Annotated in this window: 17 protein-coding genes; 11 read left to right on the top strand and 6 right to left on the bottom strand. The window is 73.7% G+C overall.

Annotated elements, in window-relative coordinates; all coding sequences use genetic code 11:
- Window positions 1-5: 5 nt before the first annotated feature.
- The gene (locus WME83_RS12540) at window positions 6-395 is read right to left on the bottom strand and encodes a hypothetical protein (protein WP_129574434.1); all 390 of its coding nucleotides are present in this window, start codon (window positions 393-395) and stop codon (window positions 6-8) included.
- A 202-nt stretch (window positions 396-597) separates the two neighbouring features.
- Between WME83_RS12540 and WME83_RS12535 the strand changes: the two genes are divergently transcribed.
- The 8 genes from WME83_RS12535 (at window position 598) to trxA (ending at window position 11,411) form a co-directional block, all read left to right on the top strand.
- Complete coding sequence (locus tag WME83_RS12535; RefSeq protein WP_437319512.1) at window positions 598-1,437, top strand: hypothetical protein; 840 nt, start codon at window positions 598-600, stop codon at window positions 1,435-1,437.
- Between the two features lie 39 nt (window positions 1,438-1,476).
- Window positions 1,477-3,501 (top strand): FHA domain-containing protein, encoded by a 2,025-nt coding sequence (locus WME83_RS12530; RefSeq protein ID WP_437319511.1) that lies wholly within the window; start codon window positions 1,477-1,479, stop codon window positions 3,499-3,501.
- Complete coding sequence (locus WME83_RS12525; protein ID WP_437319510.1) at window positions 3,498-5,318, top strand: Stp1/IreP family PP2C-type Ser/Thr phosphatase; 1,821 nt, start codon at window positions 3,498-3,500, stop codon at window positions 5,316-5,318. The genes WME83_RS12530 and WME83_RS12525 overlap by 4 nt, the downstream gene beginning before the upstream one ends.
- Before the next feature lie 16 nt (window positions 5,319-5,334).
- Window positions 5,335-6,429: a S1 family peptidase gene (locus tag WME83_RS12520; RefSeq protein WP_437319509.1), complete on the top strand. Its 1,095-nt coding sequence runs from the start codon at window positions 5,335-5,337 to the stop codon at window positions 6,427-6,429.
- The gene (locus WME83_RS12515; protein WP_437321990.1) at window positions 6,429-8,060 is read left to right on the top strand and encodes a trypsin-like peptidase domain-containing protein; all 1,632 of its coding nucleotides are present in this window, start codon (window positions 6,429-6,431) and stop codon (window positions 8,058-8,060) included. The genes WME83_RS12520 and WME83_RS12515 overlap by 1 nt, the downstream gene beginning before the upstream one ends.
- Window positions 8,061-8,075: 15 nt before the next feature.
- On the top strand, window positions 8,076-9,605 hold the full coding sequence (locus WME83_RS12510) for an ABC transporter permease (RefSeq protein WP_437319508.1): 1,530 nt from the start codon (window positions 8,076-8,078) through the stop codon (window positions 9,603-9,605).
- Window positions 9,602-10,597, top strand: coding sequence for an ABC transporter permease (locus WME83_RS12505; protein WP_437319507.1), 996 nt, complete (start codon window positions 9,602-9,604; stop codon window positions 10,595-10,597). The genes WME83_RS12510 and WME83_RS12505 overlap by 4 nt, the downstream gene beginning before the upstream one ends.
- A 172-nt stretch (window positions 10,598-10,769) precedes the next feature.
- Complete coding sequence (trxA, locus tag WME83_RS12500; RefSeq protein ID WP_437319506.1) at window positions 10,770-11,411, top strand: thioredoxin; 642 nt, start codon at window positions 10,770-10,772, stop codon at window positions 11,409-11,411.
- A gap of 96 nt (window positions 11,412-11,507) precedes the next feature.
- Here the strand turns inward: trxA and larC are convergent, their stop codons facing one another.
- The gene (gene larC, locus WME83_RS12495) at window positions 11,508-12,632 is read right to left on the bottom strand and encodes a nickel pincer cofactor biosynthesis protein LarC (protein ID WP_063823628.1); all 1,125 of its coding nucleotides are present in this window, start codon (window positions 12,630-12,632) and stop codon (window positions 11,508-11,510) included.
- Window positions 12,633-13,018: 386 nt separating this feature from the next.
- A complete protein-coding gene (gene larB, locus WME83_RS12490) occupies window positions 13,019-13,771 on the bottom strand; it encodes a nickel pincer cofactor biosynthesis protein LarB (RefSeq protein ID WP_437319505.1) in 753 nt (250 codons plus the stop codon).
- Window positions 13,772-14,057: 286 nt separating this feature from the next.
- On the opposite strand from larB, the gene WME83_RS12485 reads away from it, so the two are divergent.
- Window positions 14,058-14,810 (top strand): hypothetical protein, encoded by a 753-nt coding sequence (locus WME83_RS12485; RefSeq protein WP_437319504.1) that lies wholly within the window; start codon window positions 14,058-14,060, stop codon window positions 14,808-14,810.
- 174 nt (window positions 14,811-14,984) lie between these two features.
- Window positions 14,985-16,349 carry a TldD/PmbA family protein gene (locus WME83_RS12480; protein ID WP_437319503.1) on the top strand — a complete coding sequence of 455 codons (1,365 nt, stop codon included), beginning with the start codon at window positions 14,985-14,987 and terminating at the stop codon, window positions 16,347-16,349.
- 263 nt (window positions 16,350-16,612) lie between these two features.
- On the opposite strand, the gene WME83_RS12475 is transcribed toward WME83_RS12480, so the two are convergent.
- Window positions 16,613-17,242 carry a helix-turn-helix domain-containing protein gene (locus WME83_RS12475; protein ID WP_437319502.1) on the bottom strand — a complete coding sequence of 210 codons (630 nt, stop codon included), beginning with the start codon at window positions 17,240-17,242 and terminating at the stop codon, window positions 16,613-16,615.
- A 200-nt stretch (window positions 17,243-17,442) separates the two neighbouring features.
- Window positions 17,443-19,038: a lamin tail domain-containing protein gene (locus WME83_RS12470; RefSeq protein ID WP_437319501.1), complete on the bottom strand. Its 1,596-nt coding sequence runs from the start codon at window positions 19,036-19,038 to the stop codon at window positions 17,443-17,445.
- Window positions 19,039-19,115: 77 nt separating this feature from the next.
- On the opposite strand from WME83_RS12470, the gene WME83_RS12465 reads away from it, so the two are divergent.
- Window positions 19,116-19,460: a helix-turn-helix domain-containing protein gene (locus tag WME83_RS12465; RefSeq protein ID WP_437319500.1), complete on the top strand. Its 345-nt coding sequence runs from the start codon at window positions 19,116-19,118 to the stop codon at window positions 19,458-19,460.
- Window positions 19,461-19,502: 42 nt separating this feature from the next.
- Here WME83_RS12465 and scpB read toward each other — a convergent pair whose 3' ends face one another.
- The gene (gene scpB, locus WME83_RS12460) at window positions 19,503-20,612 is read right to left on the bottom strand and encodes an SMC-Scp complex subunit ScpB (RefSeq protein ID WP_437321989.1); all 1,110 of its coding nucleotides are present in this window, start codon (window positions 20,610-20,612) and stop codon (window positions 19,503-19,505) included.
- Window positions 20,613-21,185: the final 573 nt, after the last annotated feature.

Raw genomic sequence — 21,185 nt, 5'->3', positions numbered from 1 at the left:
CGCGGTCAGTCGTCCTCGTCGTCCTCGGGCTCGAGCTCGGCGTCGTCGTCGCCCTCGTCGTCGTCATCGTCGCCGAGGTCGTCGTCCTCAGCCTCGTCGAGGTCGTCGTCGTCCTCGCGCGGCTCGTACTTCAGGTCGATGCCGATGTCGCCGAGCTGCGTCTCGAGGAGCTCGAAGAGCTCGTCTACGTCGTCGCCCCCCCACTCGTCGAGCACGTCGGTCAAGAACTCAAAAAAATCACCGCTGTCCAGACGACGCTCGATCTCTTCGACCTGCTCTTCCGAGAACGCTTCGAGGACGTCCTCGCGCAGCGCCTCGGTGTCGCCTTCCTCAACGGCATCCGCCGCAGAGAGGCGGATCTGCTTTACGGCACGCTTGTCGAGGTGAATCTCCATGAAGGTGGCTTCGTTTAGGCGACCCTCGCAGCTGCCGTCAAGCGGCGTATGGAGTCGAGCTTCACGAGACCGCTCGCCTCCCCCTCCCGTCCCCTCTTTTCCTGACGGCGCGGCGGGGGACCGACAGCCGCCCCCGGGCCCCGCCGCCCGCGCGCGGACGGGCGTTGCCCGCGGCAGATCTCTCGCGTATCTCAAGCAACTCGTGCGTTTACGACCTCCGCCCGGCGCGCTCCCGGCCGCGACCCTCGCGGCGAGCGCGCTGCTGTCCTTGACAGCGCCCGCCGCGCCGCCGGAGGGCAAGGCCGAGGGCGACCTCCGCTCCGCCGCGCCCGACGCTCGCGCCGGCGCCCGGACAGGCGAGGCCGCGCGCGACGGGAGCGACGGCGCGCTCGCCGCGCCCGGAGGCGCCGCGCGCGACGCGCAGGCGAGCGACGCCGCCGCCGCGCGGCCGCTGCCTCCTCCCGTCAAGCCGCGCGTGGAGCTCGCCGCGCGGCCGCCGCCGCTGCACGTCGAGTACGCGCAGTACGGCGTCGCCCTCGTGGCGGAGATCAGCCTCGACCCCGGCGCCGTCTGCCCGAGATCGGGGCCGCTATACTCGTGCATCCTGGGCAGCGGCGGCGGGCTCGCGATCCGCGGCGGCTACCGATCGCCGGGCCCCTGGTACTTCGGCGGCGCGTACCAGTTCACCAAGATGGACTCGAGCAACCTCTACCGGCTCGGCATCTTCCAGCAGCTGCGCGCCGAGATGAGGTACATGCCGGACATCGGCTACCGAGCGGCCCCGTACTTTTCCGCCGGCATCGGCGGCGTCGTCTACGGCAACGAGTGGGGCGTCGAGACGGGCGGCGCGCTCATCTTCGGCGGCGTCGGCGTCGAGCTGGAGGTGTCGCGCCGCGCGGTGCTCGGCGTCAGCTGCGTCTACCGGCCGGTGCTGATCGCGGGCTGGAAGGACACGGCCAACTACGAGCGGGGCACCGGCATCGCGCAGTTCGTGGGCTTCGAGCTCCTGCTCGAGGTGCGGACCGAGCTCGGTCGACGCTGAGCGGCTCCCCCTGCCCGCTCGAGAGAACGCACCGTCCACTTGACTCGACCGTCGCTCCGCGGTCCCCTCGGCAGCGTGATCTGCGATGTGTGCGGTCGCGACAACGCTGCCGATCTGACGTTCTGTCAGGATTGCGGCCGACGGCTCAAGGCGCGCGAGGCGCGCGTCGCCCCGCCGACGCCGCCGAGCGGCCTGCCCCAGGTGTCGCTCCCGGCGCTGCCTTCGCCCGCGCAGGCCGACACGCCGCCCGCGAACGACGCCCGCGGGGCCGCCCGAGCGCCGGGGGCCCGCGGCGCGCCGGGGCGCCTTCGCCCGGAGGCGCCGGTGTTCTCGTTCAGCCCGATCGGCTCGGCGAGGACGGAGCCCGCCATGCCGGCGTCGCACGGCCGCGCGGAGATCGCCGCGCGGTCCGCCCCCGCGCGCGAGGGCGCCGCGACGCCGGCCGTGGGCGCGCTGGACAGCGCCATCCAGATGGCGCCGGCGCTGCAAGGGCCGCGGCCCGCGGACCGGAGCGACGGGGAGGCGCCGTCCTTGGCGCAGGCGACGCCCTCGATCACCGAGGCGCTGCTGGGGCTCTCGTGCGCGAGCTGCGGCGGGGACAACCCGCCGGGCTACCGCTACTGCGTGACGTGCGGCGCGCCGCTCCACCGGAAGGACGGCGCCGCGCCGGCGGGCGCGCCGCAGCCGGCGAGCGTCGCGCCAAGGCGAGCGCGCGGCAGCGGCCCGGACGGCGCGCTGTCCCCCGCCGCGCCGTACGTGGTGCACCCGCCGCCCGAGGAGACCAAGACGACGGCGCGGGGGGTCCAGGATGCCGCGCCCCGGCACGCGCCTGCGCCGGAGGCCGCGCCGCCGCCCGCGCCGCGCGACGAGCGCCCCGGCGTCGCGGACGCGCTGCGGCAGGGCCCCGGCGCCTCGCCGCCGGCCAGGCCGGCGCCGCCTCCGCTGCCGCCCGTCGCCCAGCCGCCCCCGCGGCTGCCCCCTCCCCCGGCCAGCGGGAGCACCCCCGACAAGATCGTCGGCTCGCCGGTGCTCGACATCGCGTCGTCGCAGAAGGCGCCGGCCCGGCCTGTCGAGTGCGCGCGCTGCCACGGCCAGTGCCTCGCGGGCACGCGGTTCTGCAAGTACTGCGGGGCGCCGCTCGAGGGCGAGCGGCCCGTCTCCGAGCGCCCGTCCAGGCCCGCCGCCGACCGCCCGCAGCCCGCGCCCTCGCTCGCCCCGGAGGTCGGGCGCGACCCGCCGCGGCCCCCGCACGACCCGCCGCGGCCCCCGCAGGGCGACGCCGCCGGGCCGCTCTCGACCGAGGCGGGCAGCGTGCCGCCGCCTTCCCAGGTGCCGCTCGCTCCGCTGCGGGCGTCTTATTCGGTCCGCCCGCCGGCGTGGGTCCCGGCCGACACGCGGCCGGCCCGGGCGCCCGACGGCAAGCTCATCGTGATCGTCGAAGACGGGACCGAGGGGAAGAGCTTTCCCCTCACCGGACCGCAGATCGACATCGGCCGCACCGAGGGGGATATCGTCCTCGAGGACGACCTGTACGTCTCGCCGCGGCACGCGCGGATCATTCCGCAGAACGGGTCCTGGGTTCTCCGTGACCTGGGCAGCGTCAACCGCATCTACCTGCGCATCCGGAAGACGCACGCCCTTCGAGATGCCGACTTGCTCCTCCTGGGGCTCGAGGTGTTACAGTTTCAGACCGTGAGCGACGGGGAGCGAGGCCTCGGCCATGCGATCCAGCATGGAACGTTGCTGTTTGGCTCGCCCGCCATCCACCGGCGGGCGCGACTCTGCCAGCGGACGGTGGAGGGCGTGACGCGGGACGTGTACCACCTCTACCGGGACGAGACGGTGATCGGACGGGAAACGGGAGACATCGTGTTCACGGCCGACCCGTTCCTCTCGCGACGTCACGCCGCCATCCGGAGGAACCCGGCCACGGGGGAGTTCACGCTCACCGACCTGGAGTCGTCGAACGGGACGTACGTCGCCATCCGCGAGGACGTCAGCCTCCAGGATCGCGACTTCGTGCGCATCGGGCAGCACCTGTTCCGCGTGGATCTCTCCCGATGAGCGACCCGACCGTCCGCGAAACGCCGACCGAGGCGATGGAAGTCGAGGGGCTCTCGAGCGCGGCGTCGGTGGGGACCGACCCGAGCGGCAACGCGGGCAAGGCCCTTGGTGATTCCCCGCACGGCGCCGCGTCGCTCGAGGCCGGCAAGGCGGGGTCTCTGGAAGCAGGCAAGCCCGTGAACTGGAAGCCGCCCCCGCCGCCCAAGATGCGCCCGGCCGCGAACGCCGCGCGCGAACAGAAGGCTGGCATCGCCGTGAAATCCGTGAAGGCGCCCGGCGCCCCAGGCCCCGACAAGGTCGGGAGGAAGCTCCCTCCGCCGCCGCGGGTGCGGCTCACCGCGGGCGGGCTGCGCGAGGACGACGCGGATGGAAGCGCGACGCGGTCGGACGACGTCGCCGACGCGGCGACCCCCGACGCGCCGCCGGCCGGCGTTCACGCGCACGCCTCCCTCGGGGCCCCGGCGGTCGTCGCGTCGCACGACGGCGCGCTCGACGAGACCCCCGCCGCGGAGGCCGTCGGCGACGGCTCGACCCTGCGCCCCGCCGAGGGCGACGAGCCGGCGGAGGGCGCGCAGCGCCCCGACGACGCGGACGACGGGGCCGCGGCGCCGGCCGAGCCGCGTCGACCCGAGGTCGTGCTGCGGCTGTTCGGCCGGACCGACGTGGGGCAGGTCCGCGAGCACAACGAGGACAACTTCATCGTCGCGGATCTCACCAAGGCGAGCCGCGGCCTCATGGAGATGGACCGCTACCAGGTGGTCGGCGAGCGCGGCGCGCTGCTCGGCGTGTGCGACGGCATGGGCGGCGCCGCGGCCGGCGAGGTCGCGAGCCAGCTCGCGGTCGACATCATCTACCAGCGGATGAGCGCCGGCGGCCCCCCGCAGAACCACGACGAGCTCGCGGCGCGGCTCGTGCAGGCGATCGAGGCCGCGGGCCTCAGGATCTTCAGCGAGGCGAAGCTCGATCGCACCCGGCGCGGGATGGGGACGACGTCGACCATCGCCGCGCTCATGGACGATCACCTGTTCCTCGGCCAGGTCGGCGACAGCCGCGCGTACGTCCTGCGCGGCGATCGGCTCGTGCAGGTGACGCGCGATCAGTCGCTCGTGAACCAGCTCATCGAGGCCGGCCAGCTCACCGAGGAGGAGGCCGAGACCTTCGAGCACAACAACATCATCCTCCAGGCGCTCGGCACGGCGGACTCGGTGCAGGTCGACCTCACCTACGTGGAGCTCAAGCGGGGCGACACGCTGATGCTCTGCTCCGACGGGCTCTCGGGCATGGTGCGGAACGAGGAGATCCGCGAGGTGCTGCGGACCGTCGACGATCCGATCGAGGCCTGCAAGGTGCTGACGGATCGGGCCAACCAGGCGGGCGGCCACGACAACATCACGGTGGTGGTCGCGAAGTTCGACGGCGACGGGCTCGCCGAGGCGGACCTCGTCGACATCGAGGAGCTCCGTTACCAGAAGTACTCGCTGCCCGAGCACCTCCTCGCGCAGAACGCCGCCGCGTCCGAGCCGGCGCGCAAGGTGAAGGAGCTCGACGAGAAGAAGATCTCGCAGCGCCCCCCCTCGCCGAAGTCGTGGCTGAGCGCCGCGGACAGCGACCTGGACGAGGACGGCGACGAGTACGACCCCGTCATCTCGCCCCTGCCGGCGGACGACGCGCTGGAGGAGCGCAAGGCCCGCGCCCCCGTCCAGGGCGACGAGCCGATCATGATCCCGACCGACGGCGCGCCGCAGTGGCTCGTGATCTTGATGATCGTGAGCGCCGTCGCGTGCGTTACCATCGCCGGCTACTACCTGCTCCGTTAGGCCGCGCGCCGCGCACGTGCGCGCGCCACCCACCGCGATGCTGCGCAGCAACGACAAGCGTGGCCGGCAGGCTCCGGCCGCCCCGCAGGAAGGGCCGCCCCCGCGGGGACCGGGCGCGGACGGCCGCGTCGACGTCGAGACCGCGCAGCGCATCGTCAGGGACGCCGTCGTGCATGCGATGCAGCGCGAGGAGAAGGCGGTCGCGCTGGTGCGGGCCAAGGCGGACGAGGCGCGGCGGCGGGTGGCGCGCCACAACCTGCTGCTCGGGCTCGGCGTCGCCGCGGCGCTCGTCGCGGTGGCGGTGGCGGGCGTGGTCGCGTACCGGTCGCGCCGGGCGGCCGACGCGCTGGCGCGCGAGGTCGGCCTCGGCGTCGCGCCCGCGGCGCGGCCGACGGGCGAGATCCCGGAGCAGGTGCTCTCGGGCCGCGCCATCTTCGAGAAGAACCGGCTGGCCCTCTACGTGATGGGCTACAAGGTGGACAACCGCATCGGCGGTTGCTGCTCGGCCTTCGCCGTCGCGCCCGACCTGCTCGCCACGAACGCGCACTGCGTCCGCGACTGCCGCGCGCGCGGCGGCACTCCGATCGTCACGCAGAACGACTCGATGGGGAAGACCCGGTTCCGCATCGTCGCGATGTCGGCCCACCCGGCGTACAAGCCCGGGAAGGCGGGGGCCGGCTCGCCGGACGTCGCCCTGCTGCGCATCGACGGCAGGGCGTCGCACACGGTGAAGCTCGCGAACGACGCCGAGCTGCGGGCGATCGGGCCCGGCGACGACGCCTACGTCCTCGGCTTCCCCGGCCGGCTGATGGATCCGCTGAGCCCCTCGGCGACGTTCCTCGAGGGCCGCATCGGGCGCGTGACCGGCATCGACGACGAGGCGACGACGCCGGACCGCGCCGTCGTCATCCAGCACGACGCGGTCACGCGCGGGGGCAACAGCGGGAGCCCGATCTTCAACCAGTACGGGCACGTGATCGGCATCCACGCCGCGCACATCGACGACGAGGACGACGTGACCATCGACGGGCGCAAGACGACGGTGACGCAGAGCTCGCCGTTCCGGATCGGGATGCGCATCGATCTGCTGAAGGGGGTCCCCGCGCCGTGATGCTGCGCGTCGTGCACACGTTCGGGCGCAACGCCGGGTCCGTGGAGCTCCATGACAAGCGCGTGGTGCGCTTCGGCCGCGCGCCGGACAACGACGTCGTGTTCGACCCGAACCACGATCGCGACGCGAGCAGCCACCACGCCGAGGCGCGCCTCGAGGCGGCGGGCTGGGTGCTGTACGACCTCGACAGCCGCAACGGAACCTACGCGGGCGGGCAGCGGATCAAGCGGCACCCGATCGTCTCGGGCGACGAGGTCACGTTCGGCACGAAGGGCCCTCGGGTGCGGATCGAGGTCGTCGAGCGCCGGCCTCCGGGTCCGCCGCAGGCGCACGCGGCGCCGCCTCCCCCCGCGCCCGCCGCGGTCTACCCGGCGCCCGGCGCGGCCTACCCCGCGCCCACGGGCTACCCTGCGCCCGCGGCGTACCCGGCGGGCGCTGCGTATCCGGCGCCTGCCGCCGCTCACCCGGGGCAGGCCGCCGGCTATCCCGCGCCGGCCGTGTACCCGGCGCCGGGCGCCGGCCACCCCGCGCCGGCCGCCGCTCTCCCGGCGCAAGCCGCGGGATACGCCGCGCCCGCCGGGGCCCACCCCGGGCACGTCGCCGCCGCGCCGCCGGCCGGCGCCCGGCGGGTCGGCGAGCGGACGATCGCCATGATGATCTCCTCGGCCGTCTCGGCCGCCACGGGGCGCGCGAAGCCCCGGGGCACCGTCGAGCTCAACGCCATGCTCCACAAGGAGGTGCACGCCGCGACCGCGGGCCAGCGTCGCACGACCTACATCCTCGCCTCGCTCCTCGTGCTCGCGCTCGCGAGCCTCGCCGCGCTCATCGTCTACAACCGCTCCTCCCACGACGAGATCAGCCAGCTGCGCGCCGAGCTCGCGCGCCTCCCGCCCGAGGACCCGCGGCGCAAGGAGATCGAGCGGCGCCTCGGCACGCTGCACCCCTCGAACGCCAACTTCGGGCGCAACCTCCACGACCGCTTCAGAAAGGGGATCTTCATGCTCGCCTCGGGGCGCGAGGGGTTCTGCACGGCGTTCGCGGTGCGGCCCTCCGTCCTCGCGACGAACGCGCACTGCATCACGGCGGCCAAGCGCCGCGGCGGCGCGATCGTGGCGCTCGAGAACGAGGGCCGGGGCCAGATAAGCTTCGCCGTGACCAGCATGCGGACGCACCCCCAGTACCGCGACAGCGCGGACCAGCTCACCCCGGACATCGGCGTCGTGTCGATCACGGGGCGCGCCGCCGCCGTCCTGGAGCTCGCCACCCGCGAGGAGCTCGCCGCGGCCGGCGCGGGCGACGACGTGTACCTGATCGGCTTCCCCGAGCGCCTCACCGACGCCGCGAACCCCGTCGCCACGTTCCTGGCCGCCAACATCGGCCGGATCACCGGCGCGAACGGGCGGCCCGCGGCCGCGGCCGACGCCTGGCTGATCCAGCACGACGCCCGCAGCACGAGCGGCATGAACGGGAGCCCCATCTTCAACGGCCAGGGCAAGGTCATCGGCATCAACGCCGGCGGCTACCTGGAGGGCAACGACGAGACGATCTCCGGCCAGAAGACGGAGGTGGTCAAGGCCTCCCCCTACAAGTTCGGGATGCGCATCGACCTGCTCGACGCCATCCTGCGCTGACCCCGCGCGAGAGAGATGCTCCGCCACGCGCTCCGACGGCTCCTCTGGACGCTGCCCACCCTCGTCGGCGTCTCGCTGCTGACGTTCTTCGTGCTCTCGTTCGTCCCGGATCCCACGGACGATCCGCTCCTCGCCAGCTCGCTCTCCAGCGCGGAGCTCGCGCGGCTGCGCCGGGAGCGCTTCCTCGACCTCCCGCGCTTCATCAACCTGGAGCCGCGCGACGTGCGCCTGCGCGCCCTCGCGGCCGTGCAGGCGGTCGCGGCCGGCGGCGACGGCGCGGCCACCGCGGCCGACGAGCTGCGGCGGCTCGGCGGCGCCGCGCTGCCGCACATCCTGCCGCTCGACGCGCTCGCGCCCGAGCCGCGCACCCGCGTCGCCCTCGCGCTCGCGCCGGTCGCGGCGCGGATGAGCCTGCCGCGCGCGGACGAGGCCGCGGACCCCGCGCACGCGGTCGCCTTCTGGACGCGCTTCTGGGACGACCGCGGCATCGAGTTCCGGAGCCCGTCGGTCCGGAGCGCCGTGCGCCGCCTGGTCCGCTACGGCTCCGAGTCGCGCGCCGCCGAGCTGCTCGAGCTCGACACGTTCGCCCTGCAGCCGGTGATCGCCGCGCTCCAGCCGCCGCGCGACGCGGCGACGCTCGAGCAGGCGCGCGCCCTCGTCGACGTCGCCGCCCACATCACCGAGATCGACGACCGGATCGCGCCGGGCGAGGACCTCGCGGAGGCGCGCGCGTGCGTCACGCGGTGGAAGTCGTTCTGGAACGTCTACCGCAGCGACTTCGAGGTGTTCTCCGGCCCGGCGCGGCTCGCGGCGACGGTGCTGGAGACGCGGTACGGCAAGTGGGCGCTCGGCGCGGTCACCCACCGCCTCGGCGTCGCGGCGACCGGCGAGCCGGTGCTGGACGAGCTCGAGCGGCGCGCGCCGGTCACGCTCACGCTCGTCTTCGGGGCGATCGCCCTGGCCTACGCCGTGGCCGTCCCGCTCGGCGCGCTGAGCGCGGCCTCGCGCGGGCGGCGGAGCGACTCCGCCGTCGCGGCCGCCGTGCTCACGCTCGCCGTCCTCCCGACCGCCGTCGTGGCCGTGGCCGCCGCGCTCCTCACGGGCGGCGCGGAATCGCTGCTCCTGCCGACGTGCCTCATCGCGCTCTCGCTCATCGCCGCGCCGACGCGCCAGCAGCGCGCGGCGCTCGTCGCCGTGCTCACGCAGGACTTCATCCGGGCCGCGCGGGCGCGCGGCGCCGGCGCCGCGCGCGCCATCGCCGTCCACGGGCTGCGCAACGCCGTGCTCCCGGTCGTGACGCTCGCGATGCTCGAGCCGCCGATGGCGCTCGGCGGCGCCTTCGTCGTGGAGCGCGTCTTCGAGCTCCACGGCCTCGGCGAGCTCACCCTCCTCGCCGTGCAGGCGCGCGACGTGAGCTGGCTCATGGCCATCTCCATCGGCGCCGCGGGCATCGCCGCGCTCGGCGTGATCGTCACCGATCTCGCGTACGTGCTCGTCGACCCGCGGCTCGGCCCGGCGGTGCTGTCGCGGAGGAGCGGGGCGTGACGCACGCGGCGGCGTTCCTCCGCCGGATGGTCGGCAGCAAGCGCGTCGCCGCGGGCACCATCCTGCTCGGCGTGCTCGCGCTGCTCGCCATCTTCGCGGAGCTGCTCGCCGCCCCCGCGCCCATCGCCCGGTTCGGGCCGGACGGCGCCGAGATCCTGCCCGCGGTCACCGACGCCGCGGAGCTCGAGTCGCTCACCGAGGCCGAGCTCCGGGTGCGCTTCGAGGTGGGCGTCGCGATCTGGCCGCCCATCCGTTACGGCCCGGAGCAGCGCACCGACGCCGGCCCGAACGCGTCGCCCTCGCTCGATCACCCGCTCGGCACGGACTTCGAGAGCCGCGATCTCGCCGCGCGGCTGATCTACGGCGCGCGCACCGCGCTCGGGCTGTCGCTCAGCGCGGTGCTCGTGGGCATGTTCCTCGGCGTCGTGCTCGGCGGCCTCGCCGGCACGCTGCGCGGCTTCTGGAACGACGGCCTCGTCCGCCTCGTCGAGACGGTCGACACCTTCCCGGCGATCCTCGTCGTGGCGATCGTGCGCGCCATCGAGCGCGAGCCCTCCGCGCTGTCGCTGGTGCTCGCGGTCGCCTTCGTCCGCTGGGCGGAGATCGCGCGCCTCGTGCGCGCCGAGGTGCTGCGCGCCTCCAGCGAGGAGTACGTGATGGCCGCGCGCGCGCTCGGCAGCACCCGGCTGCGCGTCTTCTACCGCCACATCCTCCCGAACGCGCTCGGCCCCACGATCGTGAGCTCGGTGCTCGGCGTGGCGTCCGTGGTCCTGCTCGAGGCGGCGATCTCCTTCCTCGGGATGGGCGCGCCCACGCGCGTGGCGTCGTGGGGGGAGACGCTGGGCCAGGCGGCGCGGCACCCGAGCGAGATCCGGCTGCTCGTGCTCCCCGGCCTGCTGCTGCTCGCGACGGTCGGCGGCTCGTACCTCATCGCCGACGCGCTGCGCGACGCCGTCGACGCGCGCACCGTGCGCTCGCGGACGCCGCGCTGAGGGCGCGCGCGGCGGAGCGCCCGCGGCCGCCTCCGCAGCGCCCGCCGGCCGCGCGCCCGCGCCCAGGTCGCGCCGGGACTTCGCCGAAATCGGCCTCATCCGCGCGATCTCGGCGGCGGGGGCCTCGCGCCACTCGATCTCGATGGGAAGGCCCGCTATGAATTCGCCCGCCATGGCCGTTCCCGAGATCAGCGAGCAGGAGTTCGAGCGCGAGGTGCTCCGCAGCGAGTTGCCCGTGCTCATCGATTTCACCGCCACCTGGTGCGGGCCGTGCAAAACGGTCGCGCCGGAGGTCGACGCCATCGCGCGCGAGCTCGAGGGCAAGGCCAAGGTGGTCAAGATCGACATCGACAAGTCGAAGCGCATCGCCACGATGCTGCGCATCCAGGCCGTCCCGACGTTCATGGTCTTTCACCGGGGCCGCCCGGCGGCCGCGGAGCAGGGCGTCCTCAACCGCAAGCAGCTCCGCGAGCTCCTCGATCCGTTCCTCCCGCGCGCCGAGGGCGCCATCCGGGCGGCCGAGCTGGCGCAGCTGATCCGCGAGGGTCAGGTGGTCGCCGTCGACACGCGCGAGGGCCCCGCCTACGGGCGCGCGCACATTCCCGGCGCGGTGCACATCCCGCTGGAGGAGATCGAGGGCCGGCTCGCCGAGCTCCACATGCTGGCCGGCGCGCCGGTGCTCTACTGTCGCTCCGGCGACAAGTCGAAGGACGTCGCCGCGAAGCTCGCGGAGGAGGGCGTCCCCGTCGCGTTCCTCGAGGGGGGCTTCCTCGCGTGGGAGGCCGAGGCGCTGCCGATCCAGCGCCCCGACTGAGCGCGCGCGTTCAGCGCTCTGCCCGGTGAGCGCGGGCGCGCGCGAGGCCCCGAGGCGTCGCGTCGCCGCCGGCGGCCTCGACCGGCGGCCGCCGCGTCACCCCTTGGCGGCCGCGAGCGCCGCCGAGACGACCTCGCGCACCGGGACGCCGTGGGTCCTCGCCGCCGCGGCGCAGTCGTCGAACTCCGGCTTGATCTGCGGCGGCCCGAACGGCCCCTCGCTGATCTTCACCCGGATGGCGCCGTACGCGGTCTTCACGGTGGTGATGCGCCGCGGCCGCTCCGTGCGGGCGACCGGGATCTTCCGGAGCCCGATGCTGGTCGTCTCGCGGAGCAGCGCCGTCGCCACCGCGTCGGCCTGGGGGGCGGCGGCGAGCGCCGCGATCGTCAGCGCGGGCCGCCCTTTCTTCATCGTGATCGGCGCCGCCCACGCGTCGAGCGCGCCTGCCGCGAACAGCGCCTCGATCGCGTGCCCCGCCACCTCGCCGGTGAGGTCGTCGACGTTGGCCTCGACGATCACGTGCGACGCGCTGCCGAGGCTCTCCTCCCCGCCCGAGCGCGTCCCCAGGACGACCCGCAGCAGGTTGGGGCGGTCCGGGAGCTCTCGCTGGCCGGCGCCGAAGCCGATCCGGTCGGGCGCGAACGTCGGCCAGCGCTCGAACCGGGTCGCCAGCGCGGCGATGATGGCCGCGCCGGTGGGCGTGACCAGCTCGGCGTCGAGGTCGACGCCGTAGGTCGGGACGCCACGGAGGCACGCGACCGCGGCGGGCGGCGGCAGCGGGAGGATCCCGTGCCGCGCCTTCACGAACCCGCGCCCCATGGGCAGCGGCGATCCGACGACCTCCGCCCCGATGTGCACGATGGCCGCGGCGGCGCCCACGATGTCGACGATCGCGTCGACGGCGCCGACCTCGTGGAAGTGCACGTCTTCCAGGCGGATCCGGTGCACGGCGGCCTCCGCCTCGCCGAGGCGCCGGAAGATCCGGCGCGCCAGCGCGGCGACGGGCGGATCGAGCGGCGCCGCGGCGAGCATGGCGTCGATCGAGCCATAGGTGCGCTCCGGCTGCGGCGCCTCGACGTGCACGTCGAACGAGGTCGCCACGATGCCGCTGCGGTGGGCGTGCCCGCGGTGCAGGTGGAACCCCTCGATGGGCAGCGCCGCGACGGCGCGCTCGATGACGAGGAGCGGCACCCCGAGATCGAGCAGCGCGGCGATGGTCATGTCGCCGGCGATCCCGCTGAAGGCATCGAAGAACAGGATCTTGCCGGCGCCAGCGCCTTCTTCGAGGAGCGGCGCGCGCGGGTGATCGTGCCCGTGCGCAGGGTCGTGATCGTGCGCGTGGCCGTGCGAGCGATCGTGGTCGTGACCGTGCGCGTGGTCGTGGCCGTGCGCGTGGTCGTGCCCGTGGTCATGGTCGTGACCGTGCGCATGCGCATGGTCGTGCCCGTGCGCATGGTCGTGGTCGTGATCGTGACCGTGCCCATGCGCATGGTCGTGATCGTGCCCATGCGCATGGTCGTGATCGTGCCCGTGTCCCATGTCTCGCCTGCTCCGTTCGCCGGGCGTCTGTGCCTCGCGGCGCTCCCGCGGTCGCGCTCGTCGAGCGCTCACTCCTTCGGCAACATGCGGTGCACCACCATCGCCGCGCCGAAGCCGCTGTCGATGTTGACCACGGCGACGCCGGAGGCGCACGACGTGAGCATGCAGAAGAGCGCGGTGAAGCCGCCCAGGGCCGCGCCGTAGCCGACCGCCGTCGGGACCGCGACGACCGGAGCCGCCACGAGCCCGCCGACCACGCTCGGCAGCGCGCCCTCCATGCCCGCGACCACGATCACGGCAGACGCCTTGCGCAGCTCCTCGACGCGATGGAGGAACCGATGCAGCCCGGCGACCCCCACGTCGTACAGCCGCTTCGCCTCGAGCCCCACGGCGCGCAGCGTCTCGATGGCCTCCTCGGCGACCGGGAGGTCGCTCGTGCCCGCGGTCACGACCGCGACCGGACCGGCGGAGCGCTTCGGCGTCGGCGCGACCTCGACGGTGCCGGTCCGCGCCAGGGGGACGTAGCGAAACGCGGGCAAGAGCGACGCCACCGCCGCGCCCTTCGCGGCGTCGACCCGGGTCACGAGCACGTTCTGCCCGGCCCCCGAAATCTCCTGGGCGATCAGGGCGATCTGCTCGGGGGTCTTCCCTTCGCCGAAGATCACCTCGGGCACGCCCTGCCGGAGGGCGCGGTGGTGGTCGACGGTCGCGACGCCCAGATCCCGGAAAGGCAGGCCTCGGAGCGCCTCCAGCGCCTCCTCGACGGCGAGCTCGCCGGTGCGAACGCGCTCAAGCATTTCCCGGACGAGGCGCGGCTCCATGTGCGCAGCCGCTTAGCGCGGCGGCGCCGCCAGAGCAAACGTTCCGCCCCGTCTGCTCGTTCGAGCCAGGCCCGTCGGGCCCAGCCGGGCGCCCGGCCAACCCGTCGGGCGCCTGACCGTGCGCCTCCGGCAGCTCGGCGCGCGCTCCGCTCGCTCGGTTCGCTCGGCGCGCCGTCCTCAGGCGCGCCGTCCCGGCGCGCTCCCCTCGCGCGTCCTTGTGCCGCACCACGCAAACTCTCCAGGCTCTTTGCACAGGAGGGGGCGACAGGACTACGTTCCGCGCCGCGTGCCCGCCTTCGTCGCTCCCCTCGTCGGCTTTGCTCTCGGCGCGCTGCTCGCCTGGTTCAGCGCAGCAGCCCCTCACCGCCCAGGCGCGCTGCGCGCGGCGGAGCCACGGCTCGCGTCCGGCCCGCCCGATCGGCCGCTCGCCCTCGTCTCCCTGTTCGCCGTCCTCGTCTTCGCCCCGGTCTGCGCCTATTTCCTCGTCTTCGCACCCGACTGGAGCTTCGCGTACCTCGTCGACACCCGCCGGATCCCGTCCGCCGTCGACCTCGTGCTGCTCCTCCTCGACGCCGCCTCGGTGACCGCCGGGTTCGTCGCCGCGCAGCGCTTCGCCGCGAGCGCCGGCGGCCGGCCGACCGCGCAGCGCTCGATTCGCGCGCTGGCCGTCTTCGCCGGCGCGCCGCTCGCGATCGCCCTGATCGCCGTCCTCGCTCTGTCCCGGCGCCTCGCGCTCGACGGCACCTACCGGCAGGTCGAGGGCGACTTCGGCGTCCATCCGATCGCCGGCGGTCCGCTCGGCTACGCGCTCCTCTGGATGCACACCATGCTCGCCGCCGGCTTCGCGGTCACCGTGAGCGCCCTCCTCCGGCGCGAGCCGCCGGGCGGCGGACAGAAGGGTGAGCCCCCCGCCGGCCCGCGCCCCCGCGCCATCCCGAGCGCGCCGGCCCCCGCGGTCGAGCCGCCGCGGCCCGCCTCGACGCGCCCGCAGCGCCGGCTCGGCCTCGGCAAGGGTGGCCGCTCGAACCGGCCGGGCTGAGGCGCGCTCGCGAGCGCGGCCCGCTGCGTCACCGCGTCGACGGACCGCCGCCGCGGCGCGGCCCGCTGCGTCACCGCGTCGGCGGACCGCCGCGGCGGCCGGCCCGCCGCGTCACCGCGTTGACGGAGCCACCGCGCTCCACCACCCTGTCGCCTCATGTCCGAACGAGCCCGCATGGATCGTCAGATCGAAGAACTGATGGAGCTGGCCGAGCAGGTGGTGACCCGCGCCAGGAAAGGCGGCGCCGACGTCGCGGAGGCGATCGCCCGCTCCGGCTCCGAGCTCACCACCAAGGTGCGGCTCGGCGAGCCCGAGCTCGTCGAGGAGGCCGTCCACAAGGGCCTCGGCATGCGGATCATCAAGAAGCAGCGCGTCGCGCTGACCTCGACCTCCGACCTCACGCCCCGCGGCCTCGATCGGTTCGTCGCGGACGCGCTGGAGCTCGCCGACATCTCTCAAGAGGACGAGTTCGCCGGCCCCGCGGACCCGGAGCTCATCGCCAAGGGGAACTTCCCCGCGCTCGATCTCTACGATCCCTCGGGCGGCGAGGTCACGGCCGCGCAGGCCATCGACCTCGCGCGCCGCGGCGAGCAGGCCGCGCGCGACGCCGACCCCCGCATCACGAACAGCGAGGGCGCGACGTTCTCGCGGAGCGCGGGCGCCTACGCCCTCGTCCTGTCCGGCGGGTTCCGCGGCGGCGTCGCCGGCTCGTACGCCCAGCTCGTGGTCTCCCCCGTCGCCGACGACAGCGACGACAAGAAGCGCCGCGGCTTCTACTTCACCGCCCGGCGCCACCTCGCGGACCTGGACGCCCCGGACGCCGTGGGCCGAGAGGCAGCCCGCCGGACGCTGCGCAAGCTCGGCGCCCGCAAGGTGCCGACCTGCGAGGCGCCCGTCGTCTTCGACCCGGACGTCGCCCGCTCGATGCTCGGGCTGCTCGGCTCCTGCCTCATGGGCAGCGCGATCTGGCGCAAGTCGAGCTACCTCATCGGCCGCGAGGGGACGCGCGTCGCCAGCGATCTCATCACCGTCGTCGACGACCCGTTGATCCCGCGCGCCCCCGGCTCACGCCCGTTCGACGGCGAGGGTCTCCCGTCCAGGCGCAACGTCGTGGTCGAGCAGGGCATCCTGAAGACCTACCTCTGCGACAGCTACAGCGGCCGGAAGCTCAAGCGCTCCTCGACCGGCAGCGCCTCGCGCGGCGCCGGCGGCGGCGTGGGCCCGTCGACCTCGAACTTCATCCTCCAGCCCACCTCCACGCCGGCGGAAGAGATCGTCCGCTCCACGCCGCGCGGCCTGTACGTCACGGAGATGATGGGCTTCGGCTTCAACGCCGTGACCGGCGATTTCTCCCGCGGCGCCGCCGGCTTCTGGATCGAGAATGGTGAGCTGACCTACCCGGTCAGCGAGGTGACCATCTCGCTGAACCTCGACGAGCTCTTGCAGCGGATCGACGCGGTCGGGAACGACCTCGATCTCCGGACGGCAACGTCATCTCCGACGTTCCGGGTCTCCGCCATGACCATCGCCGGCAGCTGAGCGCGCCGAGCCGCCACCGTTCGAGCGGCCCGCGCGCTCCTCGGCCTCTTCTTCTCCAGCTCATCCAGGAAAGCGCGGGAGCGGACTCGGCAGCTGGGTTGCGAGCGACCTTTCAACCGGCCCCAGGTTGCGCTGCGGAGGGGGGTTCTGTCCGCAGCGGGTCGTGCTTGCAGTGCTGCGCTCGGTGGCGGGCTCTCCTCCGTCGCCCGCGGCCGTCCTCGCCGAGCCTGTCGAGCTGGGCGCAGGACGGCCGCGGCCCTCGCTCAGCGCGAGGACCCGCCCGCGGCCAGGCTCCGCGGCGGCTCTTCCGAGGCTGCGCCGGCGCTCGCCTGGAGGGGCGCGCCCGGCTGCGCAGCCGCTTCAGGCATCAGGAATGCCCTTAGCTGCTGCGCGTCGTTGCGGCCGATCCTCCCCACGAACTGCGGGAGGCTGATCGGCTCGTCCGACAGCGCGACGAACGTCCCCTGCGAGTTCGCCCGGTGGAGCGCCTCGAAGAGGGAGGTGACGTCCACGTCGCCGGACACGGCCCGGACGTCGATGATGTACACGTCCGCGGGGTCCGCCCCCGCGTAGATCAGCGCGTCGTACGGGTGACTCGCGTGCCGGATGGGCACGCCTTCCCCGAGGGCTCGCGCCACGTGGGCCATCGTGTCCTTGGTGCCGATGGCCATCATCGACTTGGAGGTCGCCTTGGCGAGCTCCCGGGGCACCGAATAGCCCCATGCACGGAGGAACTCGGCCACGTCCGCCGCCTTGAAGCGCAAGTGTCTCCCTGGCGTACGGAAATGGGCAATCCTCCCTCGATCCACCCAGTTATGGATTGTCTTCAAGTCGACCTCGCACAGGGCTGCGAGGTCGGATGCGGTCAACAGCTTCTCACGAACACCAGCCATCGCCGAACTCCACGCGAAAGGCACCTGCCGCACAGCTCGCGTTCACAGCGCGGCAGCGTCTCCTCAGGTGGCGGCCCCCCCCACCCGTCTGTCTACTCGATTGAAACCTAGCTCTCACAGACGGGTCCGTCACCCGCTTTGCTCGAATTTTCTCGGCCCCTCGGAGAGATCGCCCTGTACGGAGGCAAACTCCCCATCCTTCAGGGGATCTCCTGGTTCATTATGTTCACGCGCCCGGGCGTCGGCCAGCTGGTCACGAAGGAGCCAGCCGAGCCGTCGGGAGCGCGCGGCCCTACGCGGGCCAAGCTCATCCCTGCTTTCGGCTCGGGCATGGCGGGCGACCTGGACAAGACTGCACCTCCTCCATCCATCAATTTGAGCGGTTCTCCCGAGTTCGACAGCCCATGGTTGCCAAGTTTTGGCACGCGGAGCAGGAGCGCCTCGGGAGGAGCCGGAGGATCGAGCTCATCATCGGAGACAAATCCCTCGTTGACGACCAGCGCGTACACGCCGGGCGCCAGCGAAATGGAGGGCAATTCAGTCTCTCCGCCCACATCGGCCAACACATACCCTGTAAGGTCAGCTGGGACGTCGCCATCATTGTAGAGCTCGACCCATTCCTGCCCCGGCTCCGGCCCGACGGGATTTGCCAGTACCTCGTTGATGATCACGTGGGGCATGGGCTCGCGCGTCATGGCCGAGAACGTCCGCCGCTCCGTGCGGCCGGCGTTGTCGATGGTGGCGATGGCGAGCTCCACGGCGGTGAGGGGCGGCAAGGGTCCGAGGACGAACGGCTCGCCCGGCCGTAGGGCGAGGACCTCGTCCAGCCCCTCGCCCGCGATCGCCCAGAGCAGCGGCGCGTCCGCCGACCGGACGCGGATCCGATCGTCGGCGACCTGGGCGCACCCCGGCCCGAGAGGCACTTCGTCCGGCGCGCACACCGCGGCGACGGCGGAGAGGGGCTCCGACTCCAGCGCAAACGGACGCGGATCGAGGCTCACGGCCGCCGGCTCGCCCTCGAACGCGACGGGCGGCCCCACGAGGCGCAGCTCGTCCGCGTCGCCCGGCGCCGGGGGCGGCTCCCCCTCGAAGCGCAGGCAGCGGGCGCCGATGCCTTCGACGGCGCCGCGGCGCAGCTCGCCCGCCGGCCCGCTCGGCTCGAGGGTCGCCGCGACGATCGTCTCCGGGAGCGGCGCATCGCCGCACCAGACGCCGAGGCCAAGGCTCGCCCCGACGTCGGGCGGCGGCCAGATCCGCGGGAGCACGGGCGGCAAGCCCTCCGCGGCGATTTGGAGGTGGTGCGAGAAGACGGGGCTGCCGCTCGCGACGGCGTAGGTCTCGCCGGGCGCGAGCGGGACGAGCGGCGCCACGGTCAGCGTGAGGTCCCCCGGGGGGGTCCCGTCCAGCCAGGCGATCGACGGGACGACGCGCTCCGAGAGCGCCTTCGACAGCTCGCCCTGCTCGATCTGACGGAGGTGCGCCGCGCCGAGCTTGCCGCGGACGACCAGCGCACGGGCGGGATCGACGCCCTCGAGCGAGGCGCCCGGGAGGCGCACCCGCAGCCGCAGCACCGGCGGCGCGGCGTGCAGGGGCGCTTCGGGCTCGATGTGGAGCTCGGGGCCCGCGTCCGCGGGGTCGGCGAGCTCGGCGTCCGCTTCCTCAGGAGGGGAGCGAGGGGGAGCCGCGAGCTCCGGCGCGCAGGACAGGGCGGAGGCCGCGAGCGGCGCGAGCGCGAGCGGCAGGGCGCGGCGAGCGCGGGGGGTGCACGAGGGGCGAGTCGGCGGGTGCTGGGTCATGACGCGGAGTTCGGCAGGAGCTCGCCGCCGGTTGCTCGACGTCGCTTTTTTTTTCGAGGCCGCTACCCTCGCCTCGCATGGCCCCCGAGGACATCAAGAAGCTCCGGCAGGAGCTTGGGTGCACGGCCCGCGAGCTCGCCGGAGCGCTGGGCATCGAGCAGGAGACGGTGCTCGCCTGGGAGCACGGCGACCTGTTCCCGACCAAGCGCTTCGTCGGAATGATGGAGGAGCTGCGGCGCAGAGGTCCGGAGGCGATCCCCCGCAAGAAGAAGAAGCAGGCGACCGCCTCGCCGCTCCAGCTGCTCTCTGACCCCGAGCTCTGGCGGCTCTTCCGCAAGCTCCTCGCCCACCCCGAGCTGAGGAGCGCAGCGATGAAGCTGGCCGAAACCTACCCGGATCCGACGGACGCCCCACCGCCGTGAACGACGGGCCGAAGGGCGTGAGGGCCAGGAGGAGATGACGATTCACTCGTCGTCGTCGTCGGCGTCGTCCTCGTCGTCCTCGTCATCGTCTTCTTCATCATCGTCTTCTTCGTCCTCGCCCTCTTCGTCTTCGTCCTCGCCCTCGTCGTCCTCGTCCTCTTCGTCCTCGTCCTCTTCGTCGTCCTCGTCTTCGCCCTCTTCGTCCTCGTCCTCGCCCTCTTCGCCTTCGTCCTCGCCCTCGTCGTCCTCGTCCTCTTCGTCCTCGTCCTCTTCGTCCTCGTCCTCTTCGTCCTCGTCCTCTTCGTCCTCGTCCTCTTCGTCCTCGCCCTCTTCGCCTTCGTCCTCGTCCTCTTCGTCGCGCAACGCATCCTCCTCGGCAGGGTTGTCGCGCCGGACGGCGGCCTTCTCGACAGCCCCAGCATCCTCCCCAACGACCGAGCTCCCCTCACGCACGTGGTCTTCCATGGCTTCCATCGCAACATCTCCCTCCCGCGGCGCAGTAGGCGACGCGCCGACGTCTTCCGGTAGATCTTCGGCCGCGGCGGCGACCGTCGTCCGGATTGATCCCTCCGCACCGGCGAAGCTCTCCTGTCCCGCAGTCGCCACCGCCGTCTCCGGCGGCTCTTCGCCGAGCTCGCGCTCGTAGGCGCGTCGCGACTCCTCGGTCAGCTCGGTGAACTCGCGCAGGGTCGGCAGCTCGCCGAGCGCCTTCAGGCCGAAGAACTCGAGGAACTGCGCCGTCGTGCCGTACAGCATCGGGCGCCCGGGCTCGTCCTTCTTGCCCAGGATCCTCACGAGGTCTCGCTCCAGGAGCGACTTGAGCGCCGCGCCGGAATCGACGCCGCGGATCTCGTCGATCTCAGGCCGCGTGATCGGCTGCCGGTAGGCCACGATCGCGAGCGTCTCGGTCTGGGCACGAGACATCTTGACCGGCTTCTGATCGGTCACCTCGCGAACGAATGGCGCGAATGCGGGGCTCGTCCGGAAGACGTACCCTCCGGCGACCTCGTCCAGCCGGAACCCCCGCCCGTCGTACTCCGCGACGAGCTCGGCCAAAAGCTCGCGCACGACGCGGTGCTCCGCGTTCGCCGAACGCGCGAGCTCGCGGGCCGGCACCGGTCGCTCCGCCACGAAGATGAGCGCCTCCAGCACGCCCTTCAGATGCTTGCGCGCGACCGCAGAGAGCCCGGGCACCTGCGCGGGCCCCGAGGTCGCGCTCCGGACGGGAGCATCGGCGCGACGCGCAGGATCGCCGAGCTGGGACCAGGCGCCCGCACGGAAGCGAGCGAGCGGATCCTGCCGCGTCGCCCTGGGGGCGCGCGGCTCTTTCTTCGCGCCGCGCGCTCGCTTCGCTCCGCCGAGCCACGCGTACGCCGCCGCCCTCAGCCGCGCCGGCGTGCCCCGCGTGCTCGCCCGCGCCGACGCGGCCTGCGCCGACGTCTTCGGCGCGCCCTCCGACGTCTTCGGCGCGCGCGGCTCCTTCTTCGCCCCCCTCGGCCGCTTCGCTCCGCCGAGCCACGCGTACGCCGCCGCCCTCAGCCGCGCCGGCGTGCCCTGCGCGTTCGCCTTCGCCGGCGCGCCCTGCCCCGGCGTCCTCGGCGCGCGCGGCTCCTTCTTTGCTCCTCGCGGCCGCTTCGCTCCGCCGAGCCATGCGTGCGCCGCCGCCCTCAACCGCGCCGGCGTGCCCTGCGCGTTCGCCTTCGCCGGTGCGCCCTGCCCCGGCGT

The organism is Sorangium sp. So ce385 (assembly GCF_051474135.1).
GTDB classification, from domain to species: Bacteria; Myxococcota_A; Polyangia; order Polyangiales; family Polyangiaceae; genus Sorangium; species Sorangium cellulosum_D.
Note: the sequence above shows the minus strand (reverse complement) of the source record. Positions and strands in the feature narration are given on the sequence as shown.

Excerpts from the sequence above, each read along its gene's own strand:
- WME83_RS12475 (WP_437319502.1), bottom strand. The coding sequence starts at position 17,242 with ATGGCTGGTGTTCGTGAGAAGCTGTTGACCGCATCCGACCTCGCAGCC.
- WME83_RS12480 (WP_437319503.1), top strand. The coding sequence starts at position 14,985 with ATGGATCGTCAGATCGAAGAACTGATGGAGCTGGCCGAGCAGGTGGTG.
- WME83_RS12515 (WP_437321990.1), top strand. The coding sequence starts at position 6,429 with ATGCTGCGCGTCGTGCACACGTTCGGGCGCAACGCCGGGTCCGTGGAG.
- WME83_RS12510 (WP_437319508.1), top strand. The coding sequence starts at position 8,076 with ATGCTCCGCCACGCGCTCCGACGGCTCCTCTGGACGCTGCCCACCCTC.
- trxA (WP_437319506.1), top strand. The coding sequence starts at position 10,770 with ATGGCCGTTCCCGAGATCAGCGAGCAGGAGTTCGAGCGCGAGGTGCTC.
- larC (WP_063823628.1), bottom strand. The coding sequence starts at position 12,632 with ATGACCATCGCCGCGCTGCTCGATCTCGGGGTGCCGCTCCTCGTCATC.
- WME83_RS12465 (WP_437319500.1), top strand. The coding sequence starts at position 19,116 with ATGGCCCCCGAGGACATCAAGAAGCTCCGGCAGGAGCTTGGGTGCACG.
- WME83_RS12540 (WP_129574434.1), bottom strand. The coding sequence starts at position 395 with ATGGAGATTCACCTCGACAAGCGTGCCGTAAAGCAGATCCGCCTCTCT.
- larB (WP_437319505.1), bottom strand. The coding sequence starts at position 13,771 with ATGGAGCCGCGCCTCGTCCGGGAAATGCTTGAGCGCGTTCGCACCGGC.
- WME83_RS12470 (WP_437319501.1), bottom strand. The coding sequence starts at position 19,038 with ATGACCCAGCACCCGCCGACTCGCCCCTCGTGCACCCCCCGCGCTCGC.
- WME83_RS12525 (WP_437319510.1), top strand. The coding sequence starts at position 3,498 with ATGAGCGACCCGACCGTCCGCGAAACGCCGACCGAGGCGATGGAAGTC.